The following is a 14,894-nucleotide window of genomic DNA, read 5'->3' as shown; positions in this document are numbered from 1 at the left end:
GCTTGGCGCTTAAGCTACACCACGCCCATGCTGAAACTTCTCTTCATGGGAACGCCGGATTTCGCCGTTCCAACATTGCTGGAACTGGTTGGACAGGGCCACGAGATCATCGCTTGCTACACGCGTGCCCCCGCACCCGCCGGACGGGGCATGGAGCTGCGCCGCTCGCCTGTGCACGAACAGGCTGAGGCGCTGGGTATCCCCGTGCTGCACCCCCAAAGCCTGAAAAGTGATGAGGAAAAGGACCGTTTTGCCGACCTTGGTGCCGATGCGGCGGTGGTGGTTGCGTATGGCATGATCTTGCCCAAGGCCGTTCTCGAAGCGCCAGAACATGGTTGCTACAATCTGCATGCCTCGCTGTTGCCGCGCTGGCGGGGCGCTGCGCCAATCAATCGGGCCGTTATGGAAGGCGATGCTGAAACCGGCGTGATGGTGATGAAGATGGCCAGAGGCCTCGACACTGGCCCGGTCGCGATGGCCGAGCGGCTGACCATCACCGACACCATGACGGCGCAAGATGTGCATGACAGGCTAGCCCGGCTTGGGGCGGACTTGATGGGCCGGGCGATGGCGGCTCTCTCACGCGGGTCTCTGCAACTGACCGAGCAGGACGAGGACAGCGCCACCTACGCCGCTAAGATTGAGAAAGCCGAAGCGAAGATCGATTGGTCGCGCCCGGCGTTCAACGTTCTGCGGCACATTCACGGGCTTTCGCCTTTTCCTGGTGCTTGGACGGAGTTTGAGGCCAAGGGCAAGCGTGAGCGTTTAAAGGTGCTGCGGGTGGAACCGGCCAATGGATCCGGCACGCCTGGAACGCTGCTCGATGACCATGGCGTGGCGTGTGGTGACGGCGCCATCAAATTGATCGAGGTGCAACGCGCGGGCAAGAAGCCGATGGATGTGGCGACGTTTTTGAACGGGGCGGGGCTCAAGCCCGGTGATCAGTTGGGATGAGCCAACACCCAAGCGGTCGGGCCGAAGGCGCGCAGCGGCGTGTCCAACGAGAAAGCGATGCCTAGATACAAGCTTCTCATCGAATATGATGGCGGTCCCTATGCCGGGTTCCAACGCCAGGATGGCCCGCCCACTGTGCAAGGCGTTCTGGAAGCTGCGGTCACAGCCTTTTCCGGCGAAGAGGTCACGCTGAAAGCAGCTGGACGCACTGATACCGGCGTTCACGCCACAGGCCAGGTGATCCATGTCGATCTGCAAAAAGATTGGCCGGCCGACACGGTGCGCGATGCGATGAACGCCCATATGCGAGAAGAAAAGGTCGCCGTGCTGACTGCCGAAGAGGTCGGTGAAGACTTCGATGCCCGCTTCTCTGCCACCAAACGCCACTATCGCTATACGATCTTGAACCGTCGCCCCCAACCGGTGCTGGAGCGGGGCTATGTTTGGGGGGTGTCCAAGCCCTTGGATGAAGTCATGATGCAAGCAGCTGCCGACCGGCTGATCGGCCATCATGATTTTACAACCTTTCGCTCCGTGCAGTGCCAGGCCAACAGCCCGATGCGCACGCTCGATGTGCTGAATGTCCGGCGCGAAGGCGAGCATGTGGTGATCGAGGCGGCTGCTCGCTCTTTCTTGCACAACCAGGTGCGCTCATTGGTTGGGGCTCTGAAGCAGGCAGGGGAGGGCAGGCTCACCCCCGATGATGTTGAGGCCATGCTCAACGCGCGCGACCGTCATGCGTGTGCGCCCGTCGCGCCACCTGACGGGTTGGTGTTTACGAGGGTGGACTATTAGGCCCAGTTACGCCGTTCGATAGATGGTCATAACGACACCATTGGCACAGGCTTCAGATTTGATGAGGCGCAGACTGTCCAGTGGAGCACCGGTTTCGAAGACCCGCTTGCCAGCGCCGACGACCGCCGGAAAGGTCCACAAACGAAACTCGTCGATGAGCTGATGGCTGAGCAGGGTCTGAATCAGCTCAGCGCTGCCATGCACTTGGAGGAGAGGGCCTTCTTGCGCCTTGAGGGCTTTGATTTCAGCCGCCACATCGCCATGGATAAGGTGCGAGTTGGTCCAGCTCAAACTGGGCGATCCGTTCGAGACAACATATTTGCGAGCGGCGTTCATACGATCTGCTGCCGGATCGTTTTCGACGGTGCTCCAATGGCCTGCAAACTGATCATACGTCTTGCGTCCGAACAGCATGTCGTACGGTGCTGCCATCGCCTCGCGACCCACTTGAGCCATCACCTCTTCGAAGTAGGGCGCGGCCCAACCGCCTTTGTCAAAGCCACCTGAACGATCCTCATCAGGCATCATCGGCGCCTGCATCACGCCATCCAAGGTTTGAAACGTCAGGATCGCGAGGTCTCTCATGGTCTCTCTCTCAAAAAGGGTATCGTTCTCATCAGAATATCACTTCGATGGCTGGTTGAGGATTTCAACTGGCTGGATGACCAACTGTTCATCCCAGTCTGCGGTGAATGAGGCCCATCAGCACACCAGAAACCACGAACTGCACCAAGCTAGCGCTGCCCTCGACCGAAATCCAACCAAGCAGAGACGGCACGGCGTATTTCGATGGTTCCACGAGCGCGATGTAGCTGCCTAAGAACACGCCGAAGGCAAGTGCAACCACCAGCCCATCACGAACAGTGGTTCCCTTTGGGCTTATCTTGTCGAGTGCCACCGACATGATAGCGCCCTGCACCAGCATCACCGAAAGGCCAAGGATGAGGATCGGGTGAGGGCGCATGAACGCGATTGTGGCGAAATGCTCGGCGTTGATGACAGAGTGGGAAAACCCTTGCACGCCGAAGGAGACGATCAGGAACGCAAGGATCGACAAAGCGTGCTTGGCCACAGGTCACATGCCTTCGCCACGCTTCCACAACGCCAACGGTGCGCCGCCTGGGTCCGTGATGAAACTTGCCGTGCCCGCTGGTCCTTTTTGGTTCTCTGCAATCACCGTCGCACCATTGGCTTCGGCGGCTTTGGTCTCAGCCTCTAGATCATCGACCTCGATGTACGGCACCCATCCACGGACACCTGCCATCGCATCACATGTTGCTGAAAAGGGCAGGCCGTCGGGCGACGCGCCGTCGGTGAGAAAGGTCATCGGGCCGATATCCTTATCGGTCCAACCAAATGTTCGGGTCAGAAAGTCGGTTGTTTTGGTGCGATCAGGTCCGATGTTGTCGAACCATACAAACGGTGCTGCCATAAGGCCTCTCCATTTCACTTGTTTTTTGCAAGTGAATTGCTAGGCCAACAACTTGCCAATTGCAAGTGGAAAGTCAGCGCCTATATCTCGGCACATGACACAAGCAGACAAAAAAGCCTGGGTTGGCTGCCCAGCGCGGTATGCGGCGGGCATCTTTGGTGACAAATGGTGCTTTGTGCTGCTGCGCGATGTGCTGCTGCACGGCAAGCGGTACTACGGTGAGTTTCTGGCTTCAGACGAACGCATTGCCACCAATGTACTGGCGAACCGACTGACGCGTCTTGAAGACACCGGCATGCTCAGCCGCCATGTTGACCCGAAGAAAAAGAGCAAGGTGTTCTACCGCCCCACTCAAAAGGCCCGCGCGCTGTTGCCAGCCTTTCTGGGCATGCTGGTCTGGTCGACCGAGTATGATGAGCACACCGAAGCGCCGGAGTCCTTCGCCAAAGCCTTCCGCGACGACCCCAAAGCGACGATTGCCTGGTATGAGGCTGAAATCGACCGCGTGGATGGGCAGATTATGACGCAAAGCGCATAGCGCTGCGGGACAACCTCATCTTTCTTGCTCTGTGCCTATGCACAGCCGCCCCTGCTTTGGCTCTGTTCGCTGCGCGAACAACCGCGGGGCTTATCCCCGCCTCCATTTTCGTCCGGCATGATCGCCTTGCCTTCCATCACACCTAGGGAGGCTTGGGGTCGTTCCCCAGGCCGGTGGAAGGGCGAGCGCTCATCGTTGGTTTGGGGGTAACGGCCCATAGCTTCATGAGGGCGAAACCGGATGTGGTCTGGTCTGCGAGCAAAGGCTTGGACAACACGTGGCGGGTCGAGAGTGAAAGCGGTTGTGCGCCAAGCACAGAGCGTCACTCAAAAGTGGATTGGTTGGTACGCTTAGTGCGTAGCTTCCAAGACATGGCCAAAAGCCCCCGCATCATTTGTGGCTCGGCGGGGTGGGGAAACCTATGGCCGTCGTTTGTGCGCCTGGGGTGGAGAAAAAGCTAACTCACCCCGGATCCTCCGGATAAGCCAAAAAACGTCTCGTACGGGGTGCCATGCGGCATCGAATTTGTTTCTACAGTCATAAGGCGATGCTTCACGGCACCCCGTCTTCCTGCAGTGCTTTGTTTGAAAACAAGTCAGTCCTGCCATCGATCAGCCCACACTGCTCTCCTAAAGAGCGGTGGTTTTGGTGTTTCTCCAGCAACCACCAGACCTTGCCGGTGATTGGTTGATCCATCCATGTCCCACCCCTTACCGCTCCCAAAGGGGGGATCAAAGAGCCGGGAGCAATATGCCCTCTCTCCGCGCTGGGGAGGGATCGATGGTGGGGTTGTTGACCACAAATGGAGTCTTAAGGAGCGGATCTAACGCTCGAAAAAACGCTCCAGCACTTGGCCGTAAATGTCTGTCAGCGCTTCAAGATGGGCAATCTCAACATGCTCATCCACCTGATGCATGGTCTGGCCGACAAGACCAAACTCCACCACCGGGCAGTAGTCCTTGATGAAGCGTGCATCGGATGTGCCGCCAGATGTTGAGAGTTTTGGCGTGATGCCGGTTGCAGCTTCGATGGCATCCACCAAGCTATCCACGAACGCGCCTGGTGGCGTGTAAAACGCCTCGCTCGCATCTTGCTTAACGGCAAGCTCATAGCTGCAACCTTGCCAGTCAACGGCGTCCAGTCGGCCACGCAGCTCAGCCTCCAGGCTGGCTTTGGTCCAGGTCGAGTTAAAGCGCACATTCACCCGTGCGCTGGCGCGCTGCGGAATCACATTGGTTGCTGGATTGCCGGTGTCGATGGTGACCGGTTCAAGATTGGAAGGCTGGAAAAGATCGGTGCCCTCATCCAGTGGCGCTTTCAGTGCAGCGAGCGCGTTCACCAGAGGCGTCAGCGGGTTGGCGGCCAAATGCGGGTAAGCGACATGCCCTTGAACGCCTTCAACCGTGATCGTGGCGGTGAGCGACCCACGCCGCCCAACTTTGATCATCTCGCCCATAGTTTCTGGATTGGTCGGCTCGCCCAGAAGGCAGGCGTCGATCCGCTCACCCTTTTGGTCGATGTGCTTCATCAGCGGGTCGGTGCCGTTGACGGCGGGGCCTTCCTCATCACCGGTCAGGATAAAGGACAACCGTCCACCGAAGTCTGGCCCATGGGCGTCAAGAAATCGGGCGCTGGCGGCGATCATCGCTGCAACGCCGCCTTTCATATCCACCGCGCCACGCCCATACAGCTTGCCGCCCTCGATCATCGCGGCAAACGGGTCATGCGACCAATCGTTGGCATCGCCTTCCGGCACAACATCCAAATGGCCAGCAAAGGCAAAATGCTTGGCGTTCGTACCACTTACAGAACCGATGGCCGAAAAGAGGTTGGCAATATCGGGGGTATCAGGGGCGGAAAAAACCGGCTGGTCATTGTCTAAACCAAGGCCGGCCAGCATCGCTGCCACACCATCCAGAGCGCTGGCACTTTCAGGCGTGACACTTGGATAGCGGATCAAGGCCTGAAGAACGGCCACTGGATCGCGAACATCCAAGTTAGCCTCATCAGGCGTGCTCATTCCTTGTCCCCATCATCCGGCATGGTTGGTGGTGGTTGGGTGGGGCGCGCATCGCGCTGCCAACCAAACTTGTTGGGACCCTCATCGCCTTTGCGGATACCCAGCCACAGCGACATGATGATCGCCACCGGTGGAATGATCAGGCCAAGCGCGAAGAAGCCTGTCATGTTCAGATCGTGCAAGCGCTTGATGGACACCAAGATCGAGCAGATGGAGGACATCGTATAAATGAACGACGCCACCGGACTTGGCGTCAGAACTACACTGCCGGTGTCAGGGTCGACGACGAACAGCCCGCTCGCGCCTACCAGTGCGGCCAAGAACAAAACCGACAACCAGTACACTTGGCGGCCGACGCGCCCATCAAAACGAAAGAACAGCCAGAAAAATGTGTGCCAATCCACCGGTCCAGCTGGACCTGAAGGTGGCTGTTGTGAAGCGTTGGAGGGCGGCAAAGGCGGCGGGTTGGCCAAAGGGTTGGTCCTGCGAAGAAGAGAGCTGGTGAACAGGATCGCTCACCTGTCTCTCTAGATGTTTGGAAGAGCGCCCGCTTTCAAGGGTAAATCGCAAAGAGCCTCAGGTTGCGACCCTAGTTGTGGCTCGATGCGCTGTGTTCGCTGGTGCGCAGATAACGCTCTTCCTCGCGCGGATCGGGGCCAAAGCGATTGAGGCCGCGCGTTCCTGGCAGAAAGAGCAATGAAAAGTAGGCGTAGAGGTTCACGATCGGGACCATGCCCAGCAGAACAAACCAGCCAGATTTGTCGCGGTCATGCCAGCGTTTTATCCCCATGGCCAGGCACGGCCATAGAATGACAACGCCAGCCAATCCAAGAAACAAGGGAGCTGGCTCCAAAGTGTACTCACCCGGCGTGCCGGTGGGGATCATCTCAACGTCGCGGAACACAAAGTCAGCGCTGAGGCCAAGCGCGAGGATGATCATCACCACAAGGATGCCAAACCAATAGTCACGGCGCCGAAAACGACCTTTGGGCGACAGGAAGTAGGTGAACATGGAAAAGCGTCTCTGGTGTTAGTCGCGCAGCAGCTCGTTGATGCCGGTTTTGGAACGGGTTTTCTCATCAACCTGTTTGACGATCACCGCGCAGTAGAGGTTCGGTGCGGGCTGCCCATTGCCCATCGGCGTTGCACTCGGCATCGATCCAGCCACCACCACCGAATAAGGGGGAACTTCACCATAGGTGATTTCGCCGGTCATGCGGTTCACGATGCGTGTCGATTGGCCAATGAACACGCCCATACCAAGCACGGAACCTTCACGCACAATACAGCCTTCAACCACCTCAGAACGTGCGCCGATGAAACAATTGTCTTCAATGATCGTTGGCCCTGCCTGCATGGGCTCCAGCACCCCGCCAATGCCTACACCGCCTGAGAGATGCACGTTCTTGCCGATCTGAGCGCACGAGCCGACCGTTGCCCAGCCATCGACCATGGTGCCTTCATCCACATAGGCGCCCAGATTGACGAAGGAGGGCATCAGCACCACACCGGGAGCAATGAAAGCTGAACGTCTTGCCACTGCGCCTGGCACAGCGCGGAAGGCAGCTTTTTCAAAGTCCATGGCGCCCCAGCCATCAAATTTGGATGGAACCTTGTCCCACCAAACAGCATCGCCCGGCGCGCCCTTGATGACTTCCATCGGCGTCAAACGGAAGGAGAGCAACACCGCCTTTTTCAGCCATTGATGCACGGTCCACGTGCCGTCCTCGCCACGGGTCGCAACGCGCGCTTTGCCCTTGTCGAGCAAATCCAATGCTGCATCGACAGCATCGCGAACCTCACCACGTGTGTTCACATCGATCGTGTCCCGCTCGTCAAAGGCCTTGGTGACGGTGGCTTCAATGGCGGCGTGGTCGGTCATGGCATGGTGCATGGGGGAGGGTCCTTCCAAAAGGTCGGTCAGTGTGAAATGGCGGCGCGGATATCTTCAAGAAAGTCCGCAAGATGGTCGGTGACGTAGAGCACATGATTATCATCGCGGCCCTCCAGCTCCCAGTCCTCGTGAAAAACCTCACGGGTGCCACGCGGCACGATCAAGGTGGTCAGCATACCGCGCTCATGCGGCACTTTGAGGTTGCGCGAGAGGTCCTCGAACATGGCCGCTTTGGCGGGGTCAATGCCGGTGAGCTCAAGAAATTTGTCATAGGTCGAGCCGTTTGGCTTCGGGATAAGGTCGGCTGAGACGATATCGAAAATGTGCTGGAACTCGGTGGAGACGCCAAGCCGGTCAAGCACAGCCTCGGCATGCTTCACAGTCCCGTTGGTGAACACATATTTGTGGCCCGGCAGCGCCTCAATCATGGTGTTGAGCTTGGGGTCTGGTTCGAGCACCGAGTGATCAATGTCGTGCACATAGTCGAGGAAATCGTCCGGCGTGATGCCCTGCTCAATCATCAGACCACGCATCGTGGTGCCATAGGTTCTATAATAGCTCTTCTGAACTTTGCGCGCCTCGCCCTTTTCCAAATCCATCAGTTTGGAAAGGTAGGAGGTCATCTTCTCGTCGATCTGCGCAAACAGGTTCGAGTGATGCGGGTAAAGCGTGTTATCGAGATCAAAGATCCAGTTCTCAACGCGTGCAAACGCCTCAAGACCACTATGTTGTTCGTGTTCGGTTACCATAGTGGCTCAGCTTTCTATCGGGTGATCAGCGTGCCTGCGCCGTGGGCTGTGAAGAGTTCCAACAGCACGCAGTGCGGCACCTTGCCATTGAGAATAACAACGCCCTCTACGCCTTGCTCCACAGCCTGAATGCAGGTCTCAACTTTTGGGATCATACCGCCTGCGATCGTCCCATCGGCTATCAGAGTGCGCGCCTTCGCGATGGTGAGTTCGGGGATGAGGTTTTTCTCAGCATCCAACACGCCGTCGACATCGGTGAGGAACAAAAGCCGGGTTGCGTTCAGCGCGCCCGCCACAGCGCCAGCAAAGGTATCAGCGTTGACGTTGTAGGTCTTGCCATCAGCACCTGAGGCCACCGGTGCGATGACCGGTATCAGCGCTTCTTGCGTGACCATATCGAGCACGGACGGATTGACCGTTTCTGGTTCACCGACAAAGCCAAGATCGACCACTTTCTCGATGTTGGAATCGGTATCGCGCGTGGTGCGGGTGAGTTTCTTCACCGTCACCATCTGCCCGTCTTTGCCGCAGAGCCCGATGGCCTTGCCGCCAGCCGAGGTGATTTCTTGTACGATCTGTTTGTTGATGGAGCCGGCGAGAACCATCTCGACCACCTCGATGGTCTGTTCGTCCGTGACACGCAGACCACTTTCAAACCGGCTTTCAATGCCTAGCTTGTCGAGCATGGAGGCGATCTGCGGTCCACCGCCATGCACCACGATCGGCTTGATGCCCGATTGTTTCAGCAGGGCGATATCGCGAGCAAACGCGGCAGACAGTTCCGCATCGCCCATGGCGTGCCCACCATACTTCACCACAATGGTTTGATCTGTGTAGCGCTGCATGAAGGGCAGAGCCTGGCTGATCAGCCGGGCTTGGCGCACAGGCTTGGGTTCCAGCGGCACGTTGGGATCATCGTCAAAGGGCATGAAAAAGGCTTGAGGCTTCAGATCAGAGAAAGGCGAGTGGAGGAAGGACACTGTGTAGCGCCAAAGGTCAAGCTTTCCTAACAATCTGCGTCACCACGCCAGGTCGACTGCGACAACGTCATGCATCACTGTCGTATCGGTCTGGAGGTATGGCACACCATGACATCGCTTACGGTCCGCGAGGATTATTCCTACCGCGCCGATCCTGACGTTCCTGACTTTGACGACAGCGATCCGATCACCTTCATGGATGGCGAATGCGTTCTTTGCACTTTTGGAGCTAGACTCATTGCTCGGTTCGATCGCGATGATCGTTTCAAAATTTGTCGGGTACAGACACCGCTAGGACGGTCAATTCTTACACACTACGGCCTTTCTGTGGGTGACCCAGAAAGTTGGCTCCTGTTGGTCAACGGCAAAGCCTACACGTCATTGGACGCCATGATCCGCGCTGGGCGCTTGGTTGGAGGCATTGGGTGGCTCCTGCAGCCGCTGCGCCTGTTGCCGCGAGCGGTTCAGGATTGGCTGTATCTGCGGTTGGCGCGAAATCGCTATGCCCTGTTTGGGCGCACCGATATGTGTGCAGTGCCTGACCCTCGGCTTCGCGCTAAGTTGATGGACTAAGCCTTGGGCAGCCCTACACTCTTCCGTGCAGCTCTGGGTGATCGATGGCAAGAAATTCACCCGGCAGTCCAAGCCCTGCACAAAGACGGCCCAAAGGCCTCGTTCTCGGGCAAGGCGACGATCAAACGTGGCCGTGGGGTGATCGCAGGACTTGTCTGTTGGGTGTTCGGTTTCCCGCCGGTTGGCGATGACATACCCGTACAAGTCTCCAAAATGCGGTTTCAAACCCGCGAGCAATGGTCGCGACGCTTTGGTGAGCACGTGTTTCGCTCAACCTGCCTGTCATCGAAAAGGCCGTATCATGTTCGTGAGCGTGTCGGGCTGATGACATTTGAGCAGGAGCTGCTGCCCGTCCAAGGCGGTATGCAGCTCGCGTTGCGGCGAGGCTGGTTTTTGGTGTTACCAGTGCCTTCCCCACTGCTGCCCTCGGTGGACGCTCATGAGGGTGTCGACGATGGCCGCTTCACCTTTGATATTCGTCTAGCAACGCCGTCCTGGTTCCCAGGCGGCACGGCCTTGCTGGTGCACTACAAAGGGTGGCTGGTTCCTGAGGATGAGTTGCCTGCGCCGTCATCCACACCCGCCTCAAACTGAAGGGCACCCAGATCATTCAAAAGGCGGGCAATGAAGCCGCGCAGCGTGTCGATGCCCTGCTTCTTTTCGCTGCTGGTCACGGCGATAAAGGGATAGGCCGCGGGGCGTCGCTGGATGCCATCCAGTACGCTTTGCTTCACCCGTTCGATCTGGCCGGGTTTCAGCTTGTCGGTCTTGGTGAGCACGATCTGATAGCTCACCGCCGTCTCATCGAGCATTTTCAGGATGTCGAGGTCGTTCTTCTTCAGCCCATGGCGAGAATCGATCAGCACGAACACCCGTGCCAGTTCCACGCGGCCTTGCAGGTAGCGGCGGATGAGCTTGTTCCATTTTTCCACCGCATCAAGCGGTGCTTTGGCAAAGCCATAGCCAGGCATATCAACGATACGGAAGGGCATACCGTCAGCGGAGAACAGGTTCAGTTCCTGCGTTCGCCCTGGCGTGTTGGAGGTTCGCGCCAAACCCTTTTGGTTGACCAGCGCGTTGAGAAGGGAGGATTTGCCAACATTGGAGCGGCCGGCAAAAGCAATCTCAATTCGCCCATCGACCGGAAGGCCGGAGGCGGCAACCACGCCTTTTTCAAACAGCCACTCGCGGGCAAACAGCTGATCGCCCGCGTCCAGCAATCCTTCTGACAGGCCAATCGCCTCCAGATCAGCCTCATGCGCAGCCATGACGGCGGCTATTCAGCTGGCTGCTTGGCGGGTTTCTTGCCGAACATGGCTTTCAGATTATCCCAAAGCTCAATCTTCACCCCATGGCGTTTCATGATGAACGCCTGCTGGATGACCGACAGGAAGTTGTTCCACGTCCAGTAGATCACAAGACCGGCAGGGAAGGTGGCCAGCATGAACGTGAACACCACCGGCATCCAGGTGAAAATCATCGCCTGGGTCGGGTCCGTCGGCGTTGGGTTCAGCTTCATCTGAATGAACATCGTGATGCCCATCAGGATCGGCCAGACGCCCAGCCCGAGCAGCGGACCAATCAGCGGCACCAGCGTTGGGTCGTAAGGCAACAACCCAAACAGGTTGAACAGAGATGTCGGGTCAGCGGCGGAGAGATCCTGGATCCACCCGAAGAACGGCGCGTGACGCATCTCAATGGTAACGAAGAGCACCTTGTAGAGCGCGAAGAACACTGGGATCTGGATGAGCACCGGCCAACAGCCAGCGACCGGGTTGATCTTCTCTTTCTTATAGAGCTCCATCATGTGCTTCTGGAGCTCTGGCTTGTCGTCCTTATAGCGGTCCTGAATCTCTTTAAGCTGCGGCTGGACCTTCTTCATCTTCGACATCGATGCGTAAGACTTGTTGGCTAGCGGCAGGAAGACCAGCTTGATGGCAACGGTGATGAGAAGGATTGCAACGCCAAAATTGCCAAAGATGCCAAACAGCCATTTGATGGCGAAGAACATGGGCTTGGTGAGGAAGTAGAACCAACCCCAGTCGATCAGCAGCTCAAAGCGCTCAATACCCAGATCCGCTTCGTAGCCATCCACGATGGCCACTTCCTTGGCGCCGGCAAACAGCTGGTTCTCAATGCCAATGCTGGTGCCTGGAGCAACCTCAAAACCGCCGCCCAAATAGGCCGCAATAAAGCTCTCGCCGGTCAGGATTTGATCCATGCGGAACTCACCGCGATAGCTTTCAAGACCCGATGGGATAAGCGTTGCCGCCCAATACTTATCGGTGATGCCAAGCCAGCCACCTGACACATCGCGATACTGCGTGGTGCCATCATCGCGAACATCATCGTAGTCGAGCTCGGCCAGACCGTCTTCGCCAAAGAAACCGATCAGGCCTTCGTGCAGAATGAACATCCGGCTGGTGCGTGGCTCACCGTGGCGGGCGACCAGGCCGTAGGGATAAAGCAGAACACCGGCTTCGGTTGTGTTTTCCACCTCTTGGCGGACGGTGAACATATAGTCCTCATCCACCGATATGACCCGGCGGAAGATGATGCCCTCGCCATTGTCATAGACCAGCGTAACCGGCGTCGTGGCTGTCAGCGTGTCATTGCCTTCCACCTGCCACATCGTATCTGCGCCTGGCAGCGTGGCGGCGCCACCAGCACCCTGTGCCCAGCCGAACTCAGCGTAGAAGGGGTCTTCCGACCCTGATGGCGAAAACAGCACAACGGTGTCGGAGTCTTCATCCAGCGTTTCGCGATATTCCACCAGGTGAATGTCGTCGATCCGTGCACCCTGCAGGGCAATGGTGCCGGTAATGTGCGAGGTTTCGATCTGAATGCGGTCTGTTCCAGCAATGATCGACTCGCGATCAAGCGTGGTTGGAACCAGTGAACCGCCGGGACTCACTTGCACCGCGCCGGCAACACCTGGGGCGCTCTCATCCACAATCACTGGCGATCCGCTTGCATCGACGCCGGTTTGCGCTTCAAGCGCAGCGCGTTCCGCTTCCATCTGCGGACCGACATACAGATACTGCCACGCCACCAAGATGCCGAGCGACAAAGCGATGGCGAGAATGTAATTGCGGTTTTCCATGGACTACCCGGCGTTATCTGCTGTGTTGGCCGCGCTTAGGCTGCGCGTGCGTGGACCTTGTTCAGCCCGCTTTGAAGGGCGCTCGTCAATGCGTCAAACGGCGCGCTCTCTGCGCGCGCCCGTGCGATGAGGACATAATCATATCCGGCCTGAAAACCTAGACCCGCTGGCGAAGTTATAGCACTTTTCAGACGTCGTTTGATGCGGTTTCTCACCACAGCATTACCCACTTTGCGCGTGACGGTGATGCCAACACGAGGGGGATGCGTATCGTCGCGATGTCTCGCTTGAAGCACAAAGGGCGCACAATGCGCCCGTTTTCCGCGTTTGGCGGCAAGATAGTCACTGCGCCGGTTCAGCTTGAGCAACGTCGTTTCCCGATCGCGCCCTGCCGTTCCTGGAAACACCAAGCTGGTCGCGGTGATGCCATGCATATGTCACCACCCACCCAGACTATTGTTTAAGCGCTCAAGCGCTTACGGCCGCGAGAACGGCGTGCTGCCAAAACCTTACGACCACCTTTGGTCGCCAAGCGCGCACGGAAACCGTGACGGCGTTTGCGCACGAGTTTGGAAGGTTGATAGGTACGTTTCATCGGTCGAACTCTTCACGTTGAGCATCAGCGCCCGCATCAGCATGCGCCAAGAAGCTTCTAAAATTGCTGAAGTGCTGGCGTGCGTTCGTAAGGCCAGAGCCGCAAGCACCAGAACAAGCCGCGCTTATACGGGCGGCTTTGAGGAAAAGTCAATTGATAGGGCGCATAATGACGTTGGTTGCCGCCATGAAATGAGCACAACAGGCAACCTCGCGCCAAGCTCGCGGTGAACTCACGCCGCATCACGCCGCAATTGCCCAGTATAACGGGCGTTCACAAGGCCGTGTGATCATGCGCGAGGCCGATGATTTGGAAAGGTTGCGCTGCTATGTGCCCCTTCAACGCACCAACGCGATCCCCTCATGCCCTGACCCAAAAGGGCCGTTCAAAGGAAACATCATCATGGCCCCGCCATCTGCACAGGACGCTGTAATGACAGGTCAACCTACCCCCCAAACCCCGAAGGCGTCTTCGCCTTTTGTCAGCTTGCTCAAACGCTTTGGACCGCTGGTCGTCATCGCAGCGGCAATGGCTGCCGCTTTCGCCTTTGGTTTGGACGACCATCTCAGCCTGTCCGGCCTTATCCAGCAGCGCGAGATGTTGGCCGGTTTCATCAATGACAACTTGCTGCTGTCAGTTGTTGGGTTCGGCGTGCTCTATGCCCTTGCGGTTGCTTTGAGCTTTCCAGCAGCCAGCCTTTTGACCATAGCGGCCGGCTTCCTTTTCGGTTGGTTCTTCGGTGGCCTTACCGTTGTGGTCGCCGCGACCGTCGGAGCGACAGCTCTGTTCATGGCGGCACGTACCGCCTTTGGTCAGGCGATTGCCGAAAAGGCCGGACCGACACTGAAAAAGCTTCTGGAAGGTTTCAAGAAAGACGGTTTCAACTATCTGCTTTTCCTGCGCTTAACGCCGATCTTTCCCTTCACTTTGGTCAACATTGCGCCTGCGCTGGCGAACTTGCCGCTGCGCTCATACGTCCTGGCAACCTTCTTTGGTATCGCGCCAGGGACATTTGCCTATGCGTTTGTCGGCTCCGGCCTTGATAGTGTGATCATGGCCCAGGAAGCTGCGAACCCCGGTTGCGCTGCCGCTGGCACCTGCTCCATTGACCTTGCCTCGTTGGTCACAACGGAGATCATCATTGCCTTTGCTGCACTTGGTGCCGTTGCCCTTATTCCACCAGTGATGAAAGCCATTCGCGCACGCCGTGTGAACAAAGCCGCCTAAGCGTACTTTCCATCGCCATTCACGCCCAAACGGG

General features: G+C 57.7%; 20 protein-coding genes. 6 read left to right on the top strand and 14 right to left on the bottom strand.

What is annotated here, in order from left to right; all coding sequences use genetic code 11:
- Positions 1-27 precede the first annotated feature (27 nt).
- Positions 28-954, top strand: a complete 927-nt coding sequence (gene fmt, locus ABWH92_RS01110) for a methionyl-tRNA formyltransferase (RefSeq protein WP_375571360.1) — start codon at positions 28-30, stop codon at positions 952-954.
- Positions 955-1,011: 57 nt separating this feature from the next.
- On the top strand, positions 1,012-1,749 hold the full coding sequence (gene truA, locus ABWH92_RS01105) for a tRNA pseudouridine(38-40) synthase TruA (protein ID WP_375571358.1): 738 nt from the start codon (positions 1,012-1,014) through the stop codon (positions 1,747-1,749).
- Between the two features lie 6 nt (positions 1,750-1,755).
- Here the strand turns inward: truA and ABWH92_RS01100 are convergent, their stop codons facing one another.
- The 3 genes from ABWH92_RS01100 to ABWH92_RS01090 form a co-directional block, all read right to left on the bottom strand.
- Positions 1,756-2,334: a dihydrofolate reductase family protein gene (locus ABWH92_RS01100; RefSeq protein ID WP_375571357.1), complete on the bottom strand. Its 579-nt coding sequence runs from the start codon at positions 2,332-2,334 to the stop codon at positions 1,756-1,758.
- An 88-nt stretch (positions 2,335-2,422) separates the two neighbouring features.
- The gene (locus ABWH92_RS01095) at positions 2,423-2,821 is read right to left on the bottom strand and encodes a hypothetical protein (protein WP_375571356.1); all 399 of its coding nucleotides are present in this window, start codon (positions 2,819-2,821) and stop codon (positions 2,423-2,425) included.
- 3 nt (positions 2,822-2,824) lie between these two features.
- Positions 2,825-3,181, bottom strand: coding sequence for a VOC family protein (locus ABWH92_RS01090; RefSeq protein WP_375571354.1), 357 nt, complete (start codon positions 3,179-3,181; stop codon positions 2,825-2,827).
- 94 nt (positions 3,182-3,275) lie between these two features.
- Between ABWH92_RS01090 and ABWH92_RS01085 the strand changes: the two genes are divergently transcribed.
- Positions 3,276-3,719 (top strand): winged helix-turn-helix transcriptional regulator, encoded by a 444-nt coding sequence (locus ABWH92_RS01085; protein ID WP_375571352.1) that lies wholly within the window; start codon positions 3,276-3,278, stop codon positions 3,717-3,719.
- Positions 3,720-4,271: 552 nt separating this feature from the next.
- On the opposite strand, the gene ABWH92_RS01080 is transcribed toward ABWH92_RS01085, so the two are convergent.
- The 7 genes from ABWH92_RS01080 to argB all read right to left on the bottom strand — a co-directional run bounded on the left by ABWH92_RS01080 (position 4,272) and on the right by argB (position 9,311).
- A complete protein-coding gene (locus tag ABWH92_RS01080) occupies positions 4,272-4,415 on the bottom strand; it encodes a hypothetical protein (RefSeq protein ID WP_375571350.1) in 144 nt (47 codons plus the stop codon).
- 127 nt (positions 4,416-4,542) lie between these two features.
- Positions 4,543-5,739, bottom strand: a complete 1,197-nt coding sequence (dapE, locus tag ABWH92_RS01075) for a succinyl-diaminopimelate desuccinylase (protein ID WP_375571348.1) — start codon at positions 5,737-5,739, stop codon at positions 4,543-4,545.
- Positions 5,736-6,212 (bottom strand): DUF805 domain-containing protein, encoded by a 477-nt coding sequence (locus tag ABWH92_RS01070; protein ID WP_375571346.1) that lies wholly within the window; start codon positions 6,210-6,212, stop codon positions 5,736-5,738. The genes dapE and ABWH92_RS01070 overlap by 4 nt, the downstream gene beginning before the upstream one ends.
- A 116-nt stretch (positions 6,213-6,328) precedes the next feature.
- Positions 6,329-6,751 carry a DUF805 domain-containing protein gene (locus ABWH92_RS01065; protein ID WP_375571344.1) on the bottom strand — a complete coding sequence of 141 codons (423 nt, stop codon included), beginning with the start codon at positions 6,749-6,751 and terminating at the stop codon, positions 6,329-6,331.
- An 18-nt stretch (positions 6,752-6,769) separates the two neighbouring features.
- Entirely contained in the window at positions 6,770-7,621 is an 852-nt protein-coding gene (gene dapD, locus ABWH92_RS01060) for a 2,3,4,5-tetrahydropyridine-2,6-dicarboxylate N-succinyltransferase (protein ID WP_375574302.1), read from the bottom strand.
- Positions 7,622-7,659: 38 nt separating this feature from the next.
- A complete protein-coding gene (locus ABWH92_RS01055) occupies positions 7,660-8,382 on the bottom strand; it encodes a pyrimidine 5'-nucleotidase (RefSeq protein WP_375571343.1) in 723 nt (240 codons plus the stop codon).
- Positions 8,383-8,396: 14 nt separating this feature from the next.
- Positions 8,397-9,311 carry an acetylglutamate kinase gene (gene argB / locus ABWH92_RS01050; protein ID WP_375574301.1) on the bottom strand — a complete coding sequence of 305 codons (915 nt, stop codon included), beginning with the start codon at positions 9,309-9,311 and terminating at the stop codon, positions 8,397-8,399.
- Positions 9,312-9,470: 159 nt separating this feature from the next.
- On the opposite strand from argB, the gene ABWH92_RS01045 reads away from it, so the two are divergent.
- The gene (locus tag ABWH92_RS01045; RefSeq protein ID WP_375571341.1) at positions 9,471-9,935 is read left to right on the top strand and encodes a thiol-disulfide oxidoreductase DCC family protein; all 465 of its coding nucleotides are present in this window, start codon (positions 9,471-9,473) and stop codon (positions 9,933-9,935) included.
- 3 nt (positions 9,936-9,938) lie between these two features.
- Positions 9,939-10,529 carry a DUF4166 domain-containing protein gene (locus tag ABWH92_RS01040; protein ID WP_375571339.1) on the top strand — a complete coding sequence of 197 codons (591 nt, stop codon included), beginning with the start codon at positions 9,939-9,941 and terminating at the stop codon, positions 10,527-10,529.
- On the opposite strand, the gene yihA is transcribed toward ABWH92_RS01040, so the two are convergent.
- The 4 genes from yihA to rpmH are packed head-to-tail and all read right to left on the bottom strand — an operon-like array spanning position 10,463 to position 13,633.
- Entirely contained in the window at positions 10,463-11,203 is a 741-nt protein-coding gene (gene yihA / locus ABWH92_RS01035) for a ribosome biogenesis GTP-binding protein YihA/YsxC (protein ID WP_375571337.1), read from the bottom strand. The two genes, ABWH92_RS01040 and yihA, sit on opposite strands and share 67 nt — an antisense overlap.
- A gap of 8 nt (positions 11,204-11,211) precedes the next feature.
- Entirely contained in the window at positions 11,212-13,038 is a 1,827-nt protein-coding gene (gene yidC, locus ABWH92_RS01030) for a membrane protein insertase YidC (protein ID WP_375571335.1), read from the bottom strand.
- A gap of 35 nt (positions 13,039-13,073) precedes the next feature.
- Positions 13,074-13,472: a ribonuclease P protein component gene (gene rnpA / locus ABWH92_RS01025; protein ID WP_375571333.1), complete on the bottom strand. Its 399-nt coding sequence runs from the start codon at positions 13,470-13,472 to the stop codon at positions 13,074-13,076.
- A 26-nt stretch (positions 13,473-13,498) separates the two neighbouring features.
- On the bottom strand, positions 13,499-13,633 hold the full coding sequence (rpmH, locus tag ABWH92_RS01020) for a 50S ribosomal protein L34 (RefSeq protein WP_375571331.1): 135 nt from the start codon (positions 13,631-13,633) through the stop codon (positions 13,499-13,501).
- Between the two features lie 402 nt (positions 13,634-14,035).
- Between rpmH and ABWH92_RS01015 the strand changes: the two genes are divergently transcribed.
- Positions 14,036-14,860 carry a TVP38/TMEM64 family protein gene (locus ABWH92_RS01015; protein ID WP_375571330.1) on the top strand — a complete coding sequence of 275 codons (825 nt, stop codon included), beginning with the start codon at positions 14,036-14,038 and terminating at the stop codon, positions 14,858-14,860.
- Positions 14,861-14,894 lie beyond the last annotated feature (34 nt).

Origin of the sequence: Ahrensia marina (assembly GCF_042140245.1) — a bacterium.
Classification (GTDB): Bacteria; Pseudomonadota; Alphaproteobacteria; order Rhizobiales; family MH13; genus MH13.
Note: the sequence above shows the minus strand (reverse complement) of the source record. Positions and strands in the feature narration are given on the sequence as shown.